The 17,097-nt window shown below is 65.2% G+C and carries 15 protein-coding genes and 3 pseudogenes; 12 read left to right on the forward strand and 6 right to left on the reverse strand.

The window, feature by feature from the left end; translation table 11 throughout:
• Nucleotides 1-59 precede the first annotated feature (59 nt).
• Nucleotides 60-482, reverse strand: a complete 423-nt coding sequence (gene lpqS / locus ACWEO2_RS02585; RefSeq protein ID WP_452403732.1) for a putative copper homeostasis (lipo)protein LpqS — start codon at nucleotides 480-482, stop codon at nucleotides 60-62.
• 406 nt (nucleotides 483-888) lie between these two features.
• On the opposite strand from lpqS, the gene ACWEO2_RS02590 reads away from it, so the two are divergent.
• Both ACWEO2_RS02590 and ACWEO2_RS02595 read left to right on the forward strand, forming a co-directional pair.
• Nucleotides 889-1,758, forward strand: coding sequence for a hypothetical protein (locus tag ACWEO2_RS02590; protein WP_452403733.1), 870 nt, complete (start codon nucleotides 889-891; stop codon nucleotides 1,756-1,758).
• A 132-nt stretch (nucleotides 1,759-1,890) separates the two neighbouring features.
• Nucleotides 1,891-3,288 carry an MFS transporter gene (locus ACWEO2_RS02595; RefSeq protein ID WP_452403734.1) on the forward strand — a complete coding sequence of 466 codons (1,398 nt, stop codon included), beginning with the start codon at nucleotides 1,891-1,893 and terminating at the stop codon, nucleotides 3,286-3,288.
• 92 nt (nucleotides 3,289-3,380) lie between these two features.
• On the opposite strand, the gene ACWEO2_RS02600 is transcribed toward ACWEO2_RS02595, so the two are convergent.
• Entirely contained in the window at nucleotides 3,381-4,460 is a 1,080-nt protein-coding gene (locus ACWEO2_RS02600; RefSeq protein ID WP_452403735.1) for an NAD(P)/FAD-dependent oxidoreductase, read from the reverse strand.
• A 171-nt stretch (nucleotides 4,461-4,631) separates the two neighbouring features.
• Here ACWEO2_RS02600 and ACWEO2_RS02605 point away from each other — a divergent pair, with 171 nt between their 5' ends.
• The 4 genes from ACWEO2_RS02605 to ACWEO2_RS02620 all read left to right on the forward strand — a co-directional run bounded on the left by ACWEO2_RS02605 (nucleotide 4,632) and on the right by ACWEO2_RS02620 (nucleotide 9,523).
• Nucleotides 4,632-5,567: an RNA polymerase sigma-70 factor gene (locus tag ACWEO2_RS02605; protein ID WP_452403736.1), complete on the forward strand. Its 936-nt coding sequence runs from the start codon at nucleotides 4,632-4,634 to the stop codon at nucleotides 5,565-5,567.
• 158 nt (nucleotides 5,568-5,725) lie between these two features.
• Nucleotides 5,726-7,558 (forward strand): S8 family peptidase, encoded by a 1,833-nt coding sequence (locus ACWEO2_RS02610; RefSeq protein ID WP_452403737.1) that lies wholly within the window; start codon nucleotides 5,726-5,728, stop codon nucleotides 7,556-7,558.
• Between the two features lie 25 nt (nucleotides 7,559-7,583).
• Nucleotides 7,584-8,942 (forward strand): serine-threonine protein kinase, encoded by a 1,359-nt coding sequence (locus tag ACWEO2_RS02615; RefSeq protein ID WP_452403738.1) that lies wholly within the window; start codon nucleotides 7,584-7,586, stop codon nucleotides 8,940-8,942.
• A gap of 218 nt (nucleotides 8,943-9,160) precedes the next feature.
• Complete coding sequence (locus tag ACWEO2_RS02620) at nucleotides 9,161-9,523, forward strand: MmcQ/YjbR family DNA-binding protein (RefSeq protein ID WP_452403739.1); 363 nt, start codon at nucleotides 9,161-9,163, stop codon at nucleotides 9,521-9,523.
• A gap of 287 nt (nucleotides 9,524-9,810) precedes the next feature.
• Here ACWEO2_RS02620 and ACWEO2_RS02625 read toward each other — a convergent pair.
• A pseudogene (locus tag ACWEO2_RS02625) lies at nucleotides 9,811-10,686 on the reverse strand (alpha/beta hydrolase); the annotation flags it as partial.
• On the opposite strand from ACWEO2_RS02625, the gene ACWEO2_RS02630 reads away from it, so the two are divergent.
• The gene (locus ACWEO2_RS02630) at nucleotides 10,606-11,346 is read left to right on the forward strand and encodes a helix-turn-helix domain-containing protein (protein ID WP_452403740.1); all 741 of its coding nucleotides are present in this window, start codon (nucleotides 10,606-10,608) and stop codon (nucleotides 11,344-11,346) included. The pseudogene ACWEO2_RS02625 and the gene ACWEO2_RS02630 overlap by 81 nt on opposite strands.
• A 275-nt stretch (nucleotides 11,347-11,621) precedes the next feature.
• Nucleotides 11,622-13,262, forward strand: a complete 1,641-nt coding sequence (locus ACWEO2_RS02635) for a GMC oxidoreductase (RefSeq protein ID WP_452403741.1) — start codon at nucleotides 11,622-11,624, stop codon at nucleotides 13,260-13,262.
• Nucleotides 13,263-13,272: 10 nt separating this feature from the next.
• Here ACWEO2_RS02635 and ACWEO2_RS02640 read toward each other — a convergent pair.
• A pseudogene (locus ACWEO2_RS02640) lies at nucleotides 13,273-13,362 on the reverse strand (acyl-CoA dehydrogenase family protein); the annotation flags it as partial.
• Nucleotides 13,363-13,449: 87 nt separating this feature from the next.
• Between ACWEO2_RS02640 and ACWEO2_RS02645 the strand changes: the two are divergent.
• Entirely contained in the window at nucleotides 13,450-13,722 is a 273-nt protein-coding gene (locus tag ACWEO2_RS02645) for a hypothetical protein (RefSeq protein ID WP_452403742.1), read from the forward strand.
• A gap of 1 nt (nucleotide 13,723) precedes the next feature.
• On the opposite strand, the gene ACWEO2_RS02650 is transcribed toward ACWEO2_RS02645, so the two are convergent.
• Nucleotides 13,724-14,731, reverse strand: a complete 1,008-nt coding sequence (locus ACWEO2_RS02650; protein ID WP_452403743.1) for a sigma-70 family RNA polymerase sigma factor — start codon at nucleotides 14,729-14,731, stop codon at nucleotides 13,724-13,726.
• Nucleotides 14,732-14,927: 196 nt separating this feature from the next.
• Here ACWEO2_RS02650 and ACWEO2_RS02655 point away from each other — a divergent pair, with 196 nt between their 5' ends.
• Genes ACWEO2_RS02655 through ACWEO2_RS02665 form a run of 3 tightly spaced genes read left to right on the forward strand, consistent with a single transcriptional unit; the run spans nucleotide 14,928 to nucleotide 16,466 of the window.
• Nucleotides 14,928-15,155 (forward strand): hypothetical protein, encoded by a 228-nt coding sequence (locus tag ACWEO2_RS02655; RefSeq protein WP_452403744.1) that lies wholly within the window; start codon nucleotides 14,928-14,930, stop codon nucleotides 15,153-15,155.
• A gap of 4 nt (nucleotides 15,156-15,159) precedes the next feature.
• On the forward strand, nucleotides 15,160-15,705 hold the full coding sequence (locus tag ACWEO2_RS02660) for a dihydrofolate reductase family protein (protein WP_452403745.1): 546 nt from the start codon (nucleotides 15,160-15,162) through the stop codon (nucleotides 15,703-15,705).
• A 23-nt stretch (nucleotides 15,706-15,728) separates the two neighbouring features.
• Nucleotides 15,729-16,466, forward strand: coding sequence for an alpha/beta fold hydrolase (locus ACWEO2_RS02665; RefSeq protein WP_452403746.1), 738 nt, complete (start codon nucleotides 15,729-15,731; stop codon nucleotides 16,464-16,466).
• 247 nt (nucleotides 16,467-16,713) lie between these two features.
• Here ACWEO2_RS02665 and ACWEO2_RS02670 read toward each other — a convergent pair.
• A pseudogene (locus tag ACWEO2_RS02670) lies at nucleotides 16,714-17,024 on the reverse strand (Tn3 family transposase); the annotation flags it as partial.
• Nucleotides 17,025-17,097 lie beyond the last annotated feature (73 nt).

Genomic DNA, 17,097 nt, shown 5'->3' on the forward strand with positions numbered 1-17,097 from the left:
ACGTTGAACGGCAGCGAACACCGGCCGACGGCACACAACGTCGGCCTGGCGCTGACCGATCAGCGTCGGGCGATACAGAACCGTTCGAGAATGTCCCGACCAGCAGCGGAGGGCGGGGATACCGGCGGACCGCGCACGCCTCCAGCGAGCGTCGAGCAACTAGCTGCGGCAACGATGGCGACGACCCCGATCAAGGCGAGCAGGCGCAGCGCCGCGAAGTTCTCGGCCGCACCCGTCCGCGCCGATTTCACGATGCAGTGGGCGAGATGCAGGCCGCAGGATTCATGCGCGGCATCGATGACCACGTGAGCGGAATCGTCGAGGGCGGCGGTGCGAAAGTTCCCAGGCGCCATCTGGCTGTGCACGCCGGAGTGCTCATGGTCGTTCGTCTGGGCACAGTGGACCATCGGCGCCGCGAGCAGCACTGCGATGAGCACCGCCACTACGGTGCCACCGTGCCGCAAACGCCCGATGAGGTTCACAGTGAGCCGACTATAGCGCCGGTCGGGTAGCAAACGGCGGTAGCGCGGGTCGCGGCGGCGGGTGTGTGGGATCGGCGACCCGATAGCGGGCACCCGATGCCGCAAGTCATCGACACCCGGGTGCCCGCTATCGAGATTCTTCCGATGGCGCGCGAGTCCGCGTACCGCGGTACTCCCCGGCGTGACTCGTCGACAACCTCTTTCAACTTCCAATCCCCTTGGCCGCGAGAAACTTTCGGCTCATGCGTTCAGCTACGACAAACCTTTGACATCCACTGGAAATAACCTACTACCTCCGTACGTACTTAGTCGCAGTGCGGCGCATCACATCTATCGGCCTTGCGGCATACCCCTAGGGGGTATAACTTTCTCGGTATCGAATGAACAAGATCGAGAGGCCGAAGCAATGACCACCCAGACTCATGCGGATCACTCTGGCGCGCACGGCGACCACACCGCTCATGCCGGGCACCACAACCACATCGCCCACACCGGGCACGCGGCTCCGGCCGCCCACGCCGAGCATGCCGAGCAGCACGACCACGCCGGACATGGCGGCGGACTCCCGGGCGGACTTCAGATCACCCAGGACGGCTACCAGTTGCAACTCGCGGACCCGATCATCGGGACGGGTGAAATCGACTTCCGGTTCCGGATCCTCGGACCGGATGGCAAGCCGGTCACCGACTACACCGCCATCCACGACCGCGACCTGCATCTGATCGTGGCTCGGCGCGAGCTGACCGGGTTCTGGCACGTGCATCCCCAGCTCACCGCAGATGGGACCTGGGCCGTGCGCTTGAATCTCCCGGAGGCGGGCGCCTATCGCGTCTTCACCGATATCGCTCCGCGGGCCCTCGGCAAGACCATCACTCTTGGCGCGGACCTCGCCGTTGCGGGGACATACGAACCGCGCCCCGCCCCCGAGGCAACGCGCACCGCGCTCGTGGACGGATACGAGGTGACCCTCGACGGCGAACTGGTCCCGGATGCGGGCCGACTGCTCACCCTCACCGTCCGCAAGGATGGCGAACCGGTCACCGACCTGCAGCCCTACCTGGCCGCCTTCGGTCACTTGGTGATCCTGCGCGCGGGCGATCTGGCCTACGTCCACGTGCATCCGAATGGTGAACCCGGTGACGGGGTGACCGCGCCCGGTCCGGACGTCACGTTCCATACCGCCGTGCCCGGCCCCGGAACCTACCGGCTTTTCCTGGATTTCAAGCACGGTGATGTGGTCCGGACCGCCGCCTTCACGCTGTCCACCACTGCCTGATCGCCGAAGTCTGTTGAGCGGGTGGATCTTCCATCTGATGACCGCCTATTCCGGAGAGGAGTCCGACGTGTGCGAGTGCTGCTGTCGCAATATCCGCGATCCACCCAACTCATTTGCCAGGAAGGGTTTCCGATGCGTTCCATGCCCATGCTCGCCACCACACTGTTCGGCCACCGTGACTATCTGAAACTGTTCACCGCTCAGGTGTCGGCCCTGTTCGGCACCGGGCTGACCACCGTCGCACTCGGGCTGCTCGCCTACGAACTCGCCGGGGCGGACGCGGCGGCTGTCCTCGGCACCGCGCTGACCATCAAGATGCTCGTCTACGTGACAGTCGCGCCGATCGTGGCCGCCTACGCGGACCGACTCCCCCGCAGGATTTTCCTGGTGGCGCTCAACGTCATCCGAGCCGCCGTGGTGCTGGCTTTGCCGTTCATCGACCAGGTGTGGCAGATCTACGTGCTGATCGCGGTGCTGCAAACCGCCTCGGCCGCATTCACCCCCACATACCAGGCGGTCATCCCGGATATCCTGCCCGACGAACGCGAATACACCAGGGCGCTGTCGGCGGCGCAACTGGCCGCCACCATGGAAACCCTGCTGAGCCCGATGCTGGCCGCGGCCGCACTGGCCGTCATCAGCTTCCACTGGTTGTTCGTCGGCACCGCAATCGGATTCGTCATCTCGGCTGCCCTGGTGATCACCACCCGCATTCCGGACGCGACCGCCGCCGCGCAGGGCTCATTCCGGGAACGGATCACGGTGGGCGTGCGCATCTTCGCCGCGACGCCACGGCTGCGCGGCCTGCTCGGATTGAACCTCGTTGTTGCCGCCGCCGGATCGGTGATCATGGTCAATACGGTCAACTACGTACGCGACACCCTCGGCGGCACCCAGTCCGGAGTAGCGATGCTATTGGCCGCCAATGGGTTCGGCACCATGATCGTCGCGCTCTCGCTGCCCTGGGTCCTCGATCGGATCGGCGCCCGGCCGGTGATGCTGGCGGGTGCGGCCACGCTGATCACCGGACTCGGCTCGGCCATCGCACTGTCGACCGCCGACGGCGGCGACTGGCGATGGGGCGCCGCGATCGGAGTGTGGGCGCTCATCGGTGCGGGCACCGCGGCGGTGCTGACGCCGACCGGGCAGGTCCTGCGGCGCTCCTCGCAACCCGGCGATCGCCCAGCGCTCTTCGCGGCACAGTTCTCGCTGTCGCATCTGGCCTGGTTGATCACCTATCCGATTGCGGGATGGTTGACCACCGCCGCCGGTTTCACTACTACCTGGACAACGCTGGCGGTATTCGCCGCCGCGGGAATCACTGTGACGCTGCGGATGTGGCCACGCCACGACCCACAGGAGCTGACTCACCTACATGAAGTCGGCACCATCGACCCGGCCCGGCTGACCGATGCCGACCGCGTCGACGAACGCCACTACCGGCACACCCACGTGTTCGTCATCGACGCCGAACACCGCCGCTGGCCGATACGGGCGGAATGGGCGCTGGAAACTGCCGCAGCAGCATAGCGATCGACATTGCTCGAAGTGAGATGCCAAGCGGGCACCCGAAAACCGGGTGCCCGCTTCAGCATCAGCGCAACCTGCGGCCCTGCTGTTCATCAGAAGCTGGAAACGCCCGTGCGGGCGGTGGAGAACGCGCTATGGGTGACCATTTTCTTGAGTGCGACCGCGGTCCGTCCGGCGACGTAGATGCGCCGGACCGTATCGTCGGCGTGGGTGAACTGGGCTACCGCGTCCTTCCTGCCCAGCGAGAGGCCGCGGCTGAAATACGGTAGGGAGTGCGGCTTGGGCTTGCGGCCTTTGCGCAGGCGAGCGAAATTGTCGGCCGCGTGAATGGCCTGTGGCAGCGCGGTATAACAGGCGAAACGCGCTCCGGGCACCGCTGCGCAGTCGCCGACGGCGAAGATCCGCTCATCGCTGGTGCTGCGCAGGAACTCATCGACAACGGCACGACCGCGCGCATCGACCGCGAGACCACTGCGCGCCGCGAGGTCGGGGACGCCTGACACGATCGCCCACAGGGTCAGATCGGAGGCCAGATCCGAACCCGACTGCAGCCGCACAACACCGTCGAACTGCCCTGCACCCGAACCGATTTCGGCCACCTCATCGTCGACGATCTCGACCGTGAGCCGTGCCAAGCCGGAACGTACCCGCCGATACGCACCATCGGAAAGGCCGCCGCCCACTGAGGAACCGACGAGCCGCACCCGCACATCCGGTCTGGCCTCGGCGATTTCGGCCGCCGTCTCGATGCCCGTCGGACCACCCCCGATGACGGTGACCTGGCCGCCCGCGGGCAGGGCTGCCAGCGCCGCGCGAGCTTGTTGCGCGCCTTCCCATGTGCCCACCGGGACCGTTCTCGGCATCGGCACAACGGTGCTGCCCACGGCCAGGAAGGCGTAGTCGAAGTCGATTCGCTCACCGTTGGTGAGGACGACGGCGCCGTCGCCGATCTTGTCGACCGCGCCGACCCGTGCCTTGATGCCTTCCCGCAGCACCTCTGCCAGGGGCGTGGCCGCCGAGTATGTTCCCGCGATCTGCTGGTGCAGCCGTACCCGCTCCACGAAATCCGGGCGCGGGTTGATCACCGTGATCTCGGCGTCCTTCACCTTCTTGGCGACCCGGTTCGCCACGAGCGTGCCCGAGTAGCCGCTGCCCACTATCAACACCTGCATGTCGGCCTCCTGTCTGCGTAACTGGACGAACATAAAGATGTCGACGACCGCGCCTATGTGACGTCGCAGCACCGTGACATCTGTCACCGATCAGAGGTGTCACAAAGCGGTCGGAACCGGCGTCTGGTGTGTGTGGCACAGTCGAGAGCGGACAACAGGCGGGAGTCGGCAATGAGCGACGGCGGCGAGCGAACGGTTGAGCCGGCCGAGCCGTTGCCGCGCGGTCGACCGGACCCCGCCACCGATGCGTTCCTCGCACACCGCAGACTGCTGTTCACCGTCGCCTACGAGATGCTCGGCTCGGCCGCCGACGCCGAAGACGTGCTGCAGGAAACCTGGCTCCGGTGGGCCGGAGTCGACCTCACCACCGTGCAGGATCAGCGCGCCTACCTGGTCCGCATCACCACCCGCCAGGCCCTGAGCCGACTGCGCACCCTCGACCGGCGCAAGGAGTCCTATGTCGGCCCCTGGCTGCCCGAGCCGCTGCTCACCGCCCCCGACGTAGCCGAGGACATCGAGCTGGCCGACAGCGTTTCGATGGCGATGCTGCTCGTACTCGAGACACTCACCCCGACCGAGCGCGCGGTGTTCGTGCTGCGTGAAGTATTCGACCTGGCCTACGACGAGATCGCCGAGGCCATCGACAAGTCCCCGGTCACGGTCCGCCAGATCGCCCACCGCGCACGGGCACATGTCGCCGCCCGCCGACCGCGCGGAGTCGTTTCCTCGGCCGAGACCCGAGACGCACTCGCGGCATTCCAGCGAGCGGTCGAAACCGGCGATATCCAGAGCCTGCTGGCGATCCTCGCGCCCGACGTGGTTGCGCTCAACGATGGTGGCGGCATCAAACAGGCCCTCCCACGCCCCATCGTCGGGGCCGACCAGGTGGCTCGACTGTTCGCCATCTACTGGAACACGATCGGCGCCACCGCGACGCTGCAACCGACCCAGGTCAATGGCTACCCGGCACTCATCATCCGGCTGAACGGGGAACTCGACAGCGTGCTGGCGGTGCGCATCGACGATGGACTCATCAGCGGCATCTACTCTGTGCGCAACCCGGAGAAGCTGTCGCATATGGAACGCGAAACCGCACTGCACCGTTGAGCCCGAAACGCTGACCCGCCTTCGCGCGATGAACACACATCCACAGCGCGGGCCGCATCGTGAAATCGAGTAGTGAACTACCCGTGACCAGCAGCGATAGCGGCTGGAAACTGATGGTGCGGATCGCAATCCGAGCATGATGTGCGGGAGCCGGAGCCATGGGTGACATCGACGTCTGGAAAGACAGGGTGCTGTCGGTCCTCGCCACCGTGCCCCCGGGCAAGACGGTGAACCAGAAGAGATTGCTGACGATGGTCGCCGCGCGGTTCGCCGCCAAGTTCGAGGCGGGCGAGCGCGATTCGATGGCAGGCGAGCCGATGTGGTGGGTGGCGGTTTCCGATGCTGTGCGCAAGCTGGGTGACGACGAGCTCGTCGTGCAGGGGGCGATCGAACTCACTGCGCTCGGCCGGAGCGAGGCGCCCGATGCGGCCGTCCGCGCAGCGGCCTATGTTGCGGCGCAGGCACAGACGCCAGCAACCGGCACGCCGGGCAGGCTGCCGGTCGCGGGCGTGATCGCGCCACCGTTGCGCGCCCATCTCGAGACACGCAGATCCGAGCACGCCCGATCGGCCGCGATGGGTATCGCGATGCCAGCCGGGGCGGACGATCCGATATCCGTCATGATCGAGCTCAACTCGCGCTACGGCCGCGGCCTCAATGCCGCGTTCAACCGGCTCAAGGAGCTCTGGAAGCTTGTCGCGGCTGCCGGTGCGCCGTATCGCCTCACCGACGAGTACGCAACCGGACGGTTGACCCCGGACCAGATCGAGGGGCTGGTATCCGCGGATGCCGTGGTGCGGGACATGCTGGCCCGGGCAATGCAACGCATCTGGCCGGACTTCGAGATCCACGGTCAGATCGACCAGTCCTTCGTGACGATCAAAGCCGAAGCCGCCCAACGATCGTTCAATGCCTACGGCGAGGGAATCGTCTGGGCCGTCGTGGATTCGGGCATAGACCAGAGCCATCCGCATTTCCTCGCCAATGCAACCCTCACCGATCGATCCGTGCGCGATCTGCATCGCACCTGCCCGGGAGACGGGCCTCCTGTTCGCGATGGTGCTCTCCTCGACGAGGAGGGGCACGGTACCCATGTCGCCGGAATCATCGCGGGCGGACTCGGTGGCTGGGCGAAGCAGGTTGTCGTCACCGAAAATCGGTACAACACCGCCGACGGCGCCGAGCTGCGTAGGCGCACGGTCGTCGAGCCCGCGCGCCTTTCCGGGATCGCGCCGCGGGCAAGGCTGGTGAGTCTCAAGGTACTCGGCGCGAAGGGCAACGAAACGGCACGGGTCGGGCGGGTGATCCAAGCTCTGTCCTATGTGCGCAAGGTCAACGCGGCCAGCGATAGCACCCCTCGTATCCACGGCGTAAACCTCAGTCTCGGTTACGGATTCGATCCGGCGTGGTACGCGTGTGGGAGCAGCCCGCTGTGCATCGCGGTCGACAACCTCGTCCGCAGTGGCGTCATCGTCGTCGTCGCGGCCGGTAACTCGGCGTACGTCAGCCTTTTCGTCGAAGACCAGAATGCACCCAACCGGTTCAGCACCGGTATGACGATCAACGATCCGGGAAATGCCAAGCGTGCGGTCACCGTCGGTTCGACGCACCGCGACGCGCCACATACCTATGGCATCTCCTACTTCTCGTCACGAGGGCCGACCGGCGACGGGCGGATGAAGCCGGATCTGGTGGCTCCGGGCGAACGCATCACCTCCGCCGCCGCGGGCAAGCTCGGCGCGGACGCCTTTCGATCATTGGGCAGACGCGAGGAAGGCGCGGCCGTGTATATCGAGCAGAGCGGCACCAGCATGGCCGCCCCACACGTGTCGGGTGCCATCGCGGCGTTCCTGTCGGTCCGGCGGGAATTCATCGGCGATCCCGAATCGGTCAAGCGGATCTTCGTCGAGTCGGCGACGCCGCTGGGTCGCGATCGCTATCTCGAAGGCGGCGGACTCGTCGACCTGATGCGAGCCCTGCAATACGTCTGAACCCGGCGACGAAGGAGTGATAAAGATGCCGGAATTTGTTGGCGATAAGCCACTTTGGATCGTTTCGTTCGATAAGGACGGCGATATCGATCAGGTCGGCGCGGACGAACTCGTCGCGGGCGTGCGCCAGCGGGAGGTCACCGACCTGATGGTGTTCTCGCACGGCTGGAACAACGACCGGAATAAGGCGGTCGATCTGTACCAGCGGTGGTTCGGAAAGCTGGACACGTTGCCGATCGTCGCGACGCGGCGGATCGGATACGTGGGCGTGGTGTGGCCGTCGGAGCGCTGGAGCGACGAACCGATCGGGGATTTCGCGCCCACCGCGGCACCCACCGGCGCCGCGGCGGCGGACCGCAGAGAAGCCGTTCCCGCGCGACCACCTGCGCTCGACGCCGACACCTTGCGGATGTTGAAGGCGACCTTTCCGGACGGTGCGCAACAGCTCGATCGGATTGCGGAACTGCTGGAATCCGAAGAGCCGGACCGCGGCACCATCGATGAGCTGTTCGGACAGATGCGCGAGTTCAGCATCGCCACGTTCCCGGGAAATGCCGACAGCGAAGGCCCGGACGGCAACGCGGACGCCGGGTTTCCTCCGATGCTCAGCGCGGATAACGATGCGTCGAAGGTGTTCCGGGACTTCGCAATGGAGCTGATGAGATCGGGCGTCGACCTCGATTCGGCGCAGGGCGGCGCTGCCGGAATCGGTGACGTGCTCGGGAAGGTGCTACACGGAGCCAAGGAGGCGCTACGGGCGCTGACGTACTGGCAGATGAAGAACCGTGCCGGTGTCGTCGGCGAGAAGGGCCTGGGACCGCTTCTGGGACAGTTGAATCGGGAATTCCCGATTCTGCGCATGAATCTCATCGGCCACAGCTTCGGCGCGCGGGTCGTGTCGTATGCCCTGACCGGACTGCCCGACGGTCTGGTCCCGTCCCCGGTGAAATCTGTCACCCTGCTGCAGGGTGCGTTCTCGAGCTTTGCGTTCGCCGATCCGCTGCCATTCGATCGGAACCGCCGTGGCGGTCTGGCCGGACGATCCAGCCGGGTGGACGGGCCCGTTTCCGTCTGCTTCTCCAGCCACGACGGAGCATTGGGCAATTTCTACCCACTTGCGTCGAAGGTCGCGGGAGACAACGCCGCGGGCGCGCACGGTGACAATCCGTGGACAGCGATGGGAGCGGTCGGAGCGTTCGACGCAGCCCAGGTCGAGCTACAGGGCGTAGGTGACGGCTATCCGTTCGCCGCTGGCGAGCTGATCAATATCGACGCATCCGACACCGTAGTGAACGGCAAACCGCCGTTCGGCGCGCACAGTGACATCGTGCACGAAAGCCTCGCCTGGGTTGCCGTGAAGGCGGCGGGGCTCGACACACCGTAACCCCGCAGCGATTGAGGGGCGAGCGTCGCCGCGGCGGGGCGTATCTCGGGCAAAACGAGGATCCCATGGTGAGCAACCCTCATCACCTGCATCACCGGTAGGTCCTCCCGCGCGCCGACCGTTGGATACGGTGGCCGGGATCGAGGTCAGTACCAGGCGATATTGCGGTCAGCCGCGCTGCGGGCATCGGTGTCGGAGCCAGGTGGCATCATCGGCATATGGTCACCGTCACGGATGTGCGCGAACTTGCGCTCACCTTGCCGCGCTCCTACGAGGCGGTTGTCGCGGACCGCATCAAGTTTCGCGTCGGGCGGATCGTCTACATCGCCTTCTCCCGAGACGAATCCGTCATGGGCTTCGCCTTTCCCAAGGCCGAGCGGGCGTCGCTCATCGCCGCCGAACCGGAGAAGTTCCGGCTGCCGCGGCTGTCGGATCAGCGCTATAACTGGGTCGACTGCTGGATGGGCGCGATCGACGAATACGAGATGCGCGAATTGATCGTCGACGCCTGGCGAATGGTCGTACCGAAATTCCTGCACGACCATCCCAGCACATCCATCGCTCTACATCGCCACGGCTGAGAGAGCGCCGCCCGTGAATTCCGGGCGCGCGCATTCACACTGCCGGTGCCAGCGAAATATTCCAGAAAGCGGCATAGCGGCCATTGCGGCGCAGCAGTTCGTCGTGGCCGCCCTGCTCCACGATTCGGCCGTTGTCCAGAAAGACGATGCGATCGGCGCGTTGGATGGTCTGCAGCCGATGCCGCTGCGCCCGAGCGCTGCAGCAGGTGGCTGCGTAGGTGGGCGAGGATCTCGGCACGTGCGGGACGGGCCGCGGGGACAAGGCCGGGCATGCTCAGGAAGGCGTGCACCGCTTCCGGGTAACGGGTCAGCGTCACGTCGACGCCCGCCTGTCGCAGGCGTTCGGCATAGGCCGGAGCCTGATCTTCCAGCGTGTCCAGACCCGCGGACTGGATGAGGGCCGGAGCCAGTCCCGCGAGGTCGTCGCACTCGATCGGTGAAATCGCGCGGGCGTCGAATGATGCGGGCAGCGCAATGCGTTGCACGGCACGGCAATTGGCCGGGGTGGCGGTCGGACTGTCCGAGTTCTCGGTGAACGAGGGGTACTCGAAGACACGGCCGGTCCAGTCGAGCTGCGGGTTGATCAGCACCTGGGCGCGCACCGGCAGCGCGATTTCCTTCGCCTTGATCGCGGTGAGCGCCGCGAGCGTGGCGCCCGCACTGGCACCCAGCAGGGCGAGCCGGGTGGGATCGGCTCCCCACACGGGAGCGAGCTCGAGCAGGTGGGACACGGACTCGTAGGCGTCATCGATGGGTGCGGGCACCGGATGCTCGGAGGCCAACCGGTAGTCGACCGAGATGACCACGGCCGGGCAGTTGACCGCCAGGTGACCGAGCAGCCAATCGTCCTGATCCGGTGCGCCACCGATGAATCCGCCGCCGTGGAATGCGACGATCAGCGGCAGGTCTGTGCCCGCACGCTCGCGGTCGATAGCGCGGTCAGGATTCGAACTCGCAGTGGAACTTTGCCTCGCATGATGTGCCCTCCGGCTGGTGGTGGTGCTCTGGTCGACCGCCGTCTTGCGGGCGGCATGGCGATACCCTGGCAGTTGTGACCGTGGGTGCGCTTTCGGAAATATGCGGTGCGGCAAAGTCGCCGCTGGTGTGGGGTGCGGCCGGGTCATGTGGGCTATATCGGGCCGGAACTCGGCGTGGACCTGCATTCGCCCTCGGTCGCTGTGCTCAGCGTCGGCTTGGACGAGTCGTTCGTCCTGGAGACCGCCGCGCACGGGGATATTCGGACCGGCAGCTCGTTCGCTCCCGCCCGCGCGGTGCACCGCGTCGTCGCCCCCGAGAAGTGGATCCTGCTGCTGTTCGTTGACCCTGCGGGTGCGCCCGCCACCGGCATCGCGGAGGAGATGACGGCGACCGCCGGGCCGTACGGTCTCGGCCACCGACGGGAGCGGGAGCTGATCGAGCTGTGCCGTGGCGAGGAGGTGGATCCGGACCGAATCTTCGCTCGGGCCGTCGCCGGTCGGGCACCGGCCGCCGATCAGCGGATCGAGTCGGTCGCCGCCGCGATCCGCCGGGACCCGAATCGCACATTCCGGGCCGAAACCATCGCCGCAAAACTGGGCCTGTCCACGACCCATTTCCTCCGGTTGTTCACCCAGCCGTCCGGCACCACGTTCCGCGGTTATCAGCGATGGACTCGCGTCATGCACACGATCCGGGACGCCGCGACCGGCCGAGATCTCACTCGTTGCGCCACCGACGCCGGTTTCGCCACCCCGTCCCACTTCAGTGAAACCTTCCGCCACATGTTCGGACTGTCCGCCACCGCGGCGCTGCGCTCCGGTATCCGCTTCGATCTCGGAACCTGATCTGCGCCTTGTTGTTTCGATAATTGGAGACTGTTCGGGGTGGCGATCTCAGCGCGGTAGCTGTTGTTCTGGCAGCACACACCACTGCACGGTCGGCGTTCTCTGCGAAATGGTTTGTGGGCCAGCGCTATTGCGCCTTTCGGCGCGGGTCGTGACAACTCGCTCGGCATCGTGACACATCAACGATGCGATTCGCCTCGAGGCTGAACTAGAACCTGTTACATTCTGCCGACTCGAGGTGCTCTCCTGCGCCTCATATCGGAAGGTTTTCGCTCATGTACGACCGACGCCCCTCGGCCAACACCGGCGTTCGCCAAGGGATTACCCGCCGGAAATTCTTGGCGGGCACTGCAATTGCGGCCGGAGCAATGGCACTCGGTCCGGCCGCGTGGACCGCGAAGGCGTCGGCGGCACCCATCGGCAATGGGGATCACGTACCGAATCTGATTATCGGAAGCGGCTACGGCGGAGCGGTCGCCGCACTGCGCTTGTGCCAGGCGGGCAAACAGGTCGCGATGATCGAGATGGGACAGAACTGGACCACGCCCGGGTCGGACGGAAAAGTCTTCTGCACCATGATCGATCCGGACGAGCGGTCGTATTGGTTCCGGACCAGGACCGATCAGCCGATCAACCATTTCGTCGGGGCGGATATCAACCGAGACATCAGCCCGAGCGACGCCGGTGTACTCGACTCGGAGCAGTTCGCGGCGACGCGGGTGTATCAGGGCCGCGGGGTGGGCGGTGGCTCGCTGGTCAACGGCGGTATGGCTCCGCTACCGAAACAGGATTACTTCCAACAGATTCTGCCATCGGTCGACGCGTCGGCGATGTACTCCACCTATTTTCCCCGGGCTCAGGCCGCACTCGGGGTCAACAATGTCGACCCGGCGTGGTTCGAGTCCGCCGAATGCTACAAATACGCGAGGGTCAGTCGAAAGACCGCCAACAATGCGGGCTACGCGACGACCTTCGTGCCGAACGTCTACGACTTCAGTTATATGCAGAAGGAGCAGGCGAATACCGTCACGCGCTCGGCGCTCGGCGGTGAGGTGATCTATGGCAACAACTTCGGAAAGCGCTCACTGGACAAGACCTATCTGGCGGTGGCCGCCGCAACCGGCAAACTGAGCATCTCCCCACTGCACAAGGTCACCAGTGTGGCACCGGCCGCGAGCGGCTATACGGTGGTCATTACGCAGATGGATGTGCTCGGCAATACGGTGGCGACCAAGACCGTCACGGCGGATAAGGTCTTCTTCGCGGCGGGCAGCGTCGGTACCAGCAAGCTGCTGGTGACCATGAAAGCACTGGGCAAGCTGCCGAATCTGGCCGATTCGGTCGGCGCGGGCTGGGGCAACAATGGCAATGTGATGGTGGGCCGGGCCGGGCTGGATTTGACCGGGGCGCTCCAATCCGCGATTCCTTGTATGGGCGTCGACAACTGGGCCGATGCCAACGGTCCGGTGTTCGCCGAAATCGCCCCATTCCCAACGAATACCGAGAACGGCGTCAATCTCTATCTGGCGATCACCAAGAACCCCAACCGCGCTCGGTTCACCTACAATTCGTCCAGCGGCGGGGTGGACCTATCCTGGCAGGCGTCTCACACCCAGCCCTCGATCGATGCTGCCAAACGAGTATTCGATGCCATCAATTCCAAGGCGGGCACGATTTATCGGACCGATCTGTTCGGCCTCTACAAGATCTGGGGCGACGACTTCGTGTACCACCCCCTCGGCGGCTGCCTGCTCGGTCAGGCCACCGATAACTATGGCAGGCTCAACGGATATTCCGGCCTGTACGTCATCGACGGTTCGCTGATTCCCGGCAGCACCGGCGTCAATCCCTTCCTGACCATTACCGGCCTCGCGGAACGGAATATCGAAAAGATCATCGCCTCCGACCTGGCATGACCCTGTCGTCTCAAAGCGAGCGGGAGATGATTTCCTTCATGATCTCGCTGGTGCCGCCGTAGCTGCGGTTCGCGCGGGAGCCGGTGTACATATTGGCGATCGCCGGACCGGCTCCACTCCCATCACGGTGAGGTCACCGTCGTAGTGGTCGGCGAAGGCGTTCAGGTCGCCGCGGTAGGCCCGGATCGTGTTCGCTGGTGAGCTGGCTGGGCACGTCGAGCAGGCTGGCGGATGTCTGTCGGTGCAGATGTACGACCTGCGTGACCGTGTGCAGGCGGGACGGCTCGACGGTGGTCCGATCGGGATGATCAAGCACAACCTGGACCAGGCGGGACTGGCTGCCACCTTCTTGACCCGCCAGCAGTACGACTGGACCATGGTCTTCACCAGAAGATCGGCGACCGGCCAGGTCATCCTCGCCGCCGCCGGCGGGGAGGAACACTCCCGTCCACAGCACTAGATCAACTCGGGAGTGAACGTGGCAGTCCGAACCACGGCAGGACGCTGCTGTCGAAGCGCGTCATGGCGCGGATTCGATCGCCGCGGAGGGTGAGGACGAAGAGGCCGGTGCCATGACGGATGCCGTTCGGCGCGTGCAGGTAGGTGCCGAACGCCGGTTGACCGTTGGCGCGTGTCGGAACCAGATGGATCCGGCGGCCGGTGTCGAAGAGCGTGGACCAGAAACCGGCCACGGCGTCGCGGCCCTCGTACTCGAACGGCAACGGCGGCATCGATGTGAAGACGTCATCGGTGAGCAGCGCCACCAAAGCGTCGATATCGTTGTTCTGGAACGCATGGACAAATTGGGCGGTGACGGCCTCTTCTGCCGCAGAACCGGCCCGCGGCGCCGGCTCCCGATCCTCGCCAAGCAGGCGGTGATGTCGCAAACCCGCGCGCGCCCGTTTCAGTGCGCCGTTGATCGCATCGACGGACGTCTCCATCATCTCCGCGACCTCGTTTGCGCGGAACCCGAGAACATCACGCAGGACGAGCACGGCGACCTGACGCGGCGGCAGCTCCTGAAGCGCGGTCACGAACGCGAGCGAGATCGCCTCGCTCTGCTCGACCCGGGCCTGCGGCCCGAGCGGAATGTCGGTCGATAGACCCGGCACCACATCGGGAAACGGTTGCAGCCACACCACCTCGCCGAGTCGGCTCGGTTTCGGTGGTTCGACATTCGGCACATCCCACTCCGTGACCAGGCGTCGGCTCGCCGAGCGACGCGCGTTAAGACACCGAGTGGTGGCGATCCGATACAGCCACGTACGGATCGAGGCACGTTCGGTGTATCCGGCCAAACCCTGCCAGGCGGCAAGCAGAGTGTCCTGCAACGCGTCCTCGGCATCCTGGAACGATCCGAGCATCCGATAGCAATGCACCTGTAATTCCCACCGATACGGCTCGGTCAACTCTCGGAAGGCTTCACTGTCACCGGCCCGCGCCCGCGCCATCACCTCACCGTTCGCCACGTTCCCTCCTAGGTCATCGGCACTCGGTCGGTGTATAGACACCGACCTCACCGCGAACTGGTCGCCGTCCCAGCGACCATTCTCGGCGCAAATCGGTGTCTATACACCCGTTCGCCGAGCGGTGAGCCACCGGAACCGGGCACCGAGCGGTCAACTCGCTGCGGGCCGAAACATCCCACACCAAGGAGCACGCATCATGGCCACATTCGTCTTCACCTACCGGACGCCGGCCACCTTCGTACCTGGTCAGCCCGAATCGCTGGCTGCCTGGGGCGCTTGGTTCGCCAACCTGGAAGGCCGGTTTACCAATCAGGGCCTGCCCACCCGTGGATCGACAACTGTCGGTGTCTGCGGGACCGGCACCAAGCTCGCGGGCTACTCGCTGATCGAGGCGAGCGACCTCGACGCCGCCGGGACGGAGTGAAGCCATGCGAAAGATCATCGAATACGTTCTGACCTCCGCGGACGGCGTCACCTCCGACCCTGTGGGTATGGGAGTGGGCAAACACCAGGACGACGCCTACCTCCGTGACGGCCTGGGCCTGCTGGAGGCGTGCGACGCGTTGCTGTTCGGCCGGCGCATCTACGAGGATTTCGCCGCGCTCTACGGCGGCGGCACGCACAAACCGATGTGGAGCGAACGGCTCACCGAGATGCCGAAATACGTGTTCAGCTCCACCCTGGACAACGCCGACTGGGGCAACCCGACCATCGTCCGAGGCGACGTGGTCTCCGAGGTGACACGGTTGAAGGAGCAAGACGGCGGACCTCTGCTGATCCTGGGACACGGTCGGCTCGGGGAGACGCTCCTGCGGGAAGGGCTGGTCGATGCTATCGACCTCACCATGTACCCGCTTCTCAGGGGTAGCGGGGACCAATTCTATTTCCGCGCCGGCCAGGTCGCCGACTTGAGACTCGCCGCAGTCAAGACCTTCTCGAAGGTCGTGAAGCTCACCTACGAGGTGGAGAAATGATCGAAGAAAGGAACGATCCGACAATGACGAACCCATCGACTTTCGTGCTGGTGCATGGAGCCTTCCAGACCGGAGCCACCTGGGATCACGTCGCGGCCGAGCTGCGCAGCCACGGACACTCGGTGCACACACCTACCCTCGCCGGGCACGGTCCAGGAGCACCGTTGAATCTCACCCACGCCGACGCGGTCGCCTCACTCGTGGAGTACCTCCGCGAACACGACCTGTCCGACATCGTGCTTGTCGGGCATTCGATCGCGGGCAGCTTCATCGCCAAAGCCGCCGAATATGTCCCCGAATCGATCACCCGGCTGGTGTTCCTGAGTGCCCTCGCGGTCGCGGACGGTCACGCACTGGCTGACGAGTTCCCACCCGAGCAAACCGCGATCTTCGGCACGCTGGACCCCACCCAAGGGGTCCTGCTGCCATTCGACCTGATCCGGGAACGTGCCTGCAACGACATGGCCCGGGCCGACGCCGAAACAATCTTCGCCGCGATGACTCCCGTACCGGTCGCCTACTTCACCGACAAACTCGACCTCCGAGTCTTCTACGAGCTGATCGGCTCGGGAAGGATCAAGACCAGCTATATCAACCCCGTCAACGACATCTCCTTTCCCCCAGGAGAATACGGCTGGGAGAAAAGGGCTCAACGGCTCGGCCCACTATGCCGGATACTCCAGACGCCGGGCGCTCACTACGCCATGACCACCCACCCCGCAGAACTCGCCGAAACTCTCATTCACGCCGGGCGAGATTAACGTCCTGGTTGGGGCCGTTCACCTGTTCATCACGGCGGCCCCAACCAGGTCGTCACACCGCATTGAAATCCCGACTCGCCAGGGCGATTCGGGTGTTGATCGAGGCGGGGCATCTCGCTCCCAATCACGTCGTCTGGCTGAGTGGGCGTGCCGTCCGTGTGAACTGGGTCGTGGTGCTGTGGCCGTTCACAGTCGCCATCCAGCATCACGGCGGACGGAAACATCGTCTACGCCATGGGCCTGCGCTGTCCGTGGTGCTGAATTTCGCCGAGATCGCCTGGTCGAACAGCTGCACCACCTCATCGAGCACATCGGTCGCGGACTGCGCCAGCACCGTCAGCAGGATCGGGTACCGGCGCTGCGGATTTCGCCGCTCCAGAGCCTGCAGGCTTAGGCGGCACCCCATCGTGGCCAGGAACCCGCCGCCGCTCCGCCGGCAACACCGACACATCCAGGCGATCCGCGCCCAGGCCACGCAGGAATCCCAGCTTGTCCACTTCGGCACTTCACCGCGGACGCCGAGGGCTCCACCGGCCCGGTCGACAGCCACCGCATCCGCTAACCGAGCCAACACCCGCAGCCCGAACCGAAAACACACCATCAGTGCTGGACAAGCCATTGTCGTTGTTTT

Source organism: Nocardia sp. NPDC004278, from assembly GCF_053602975.1.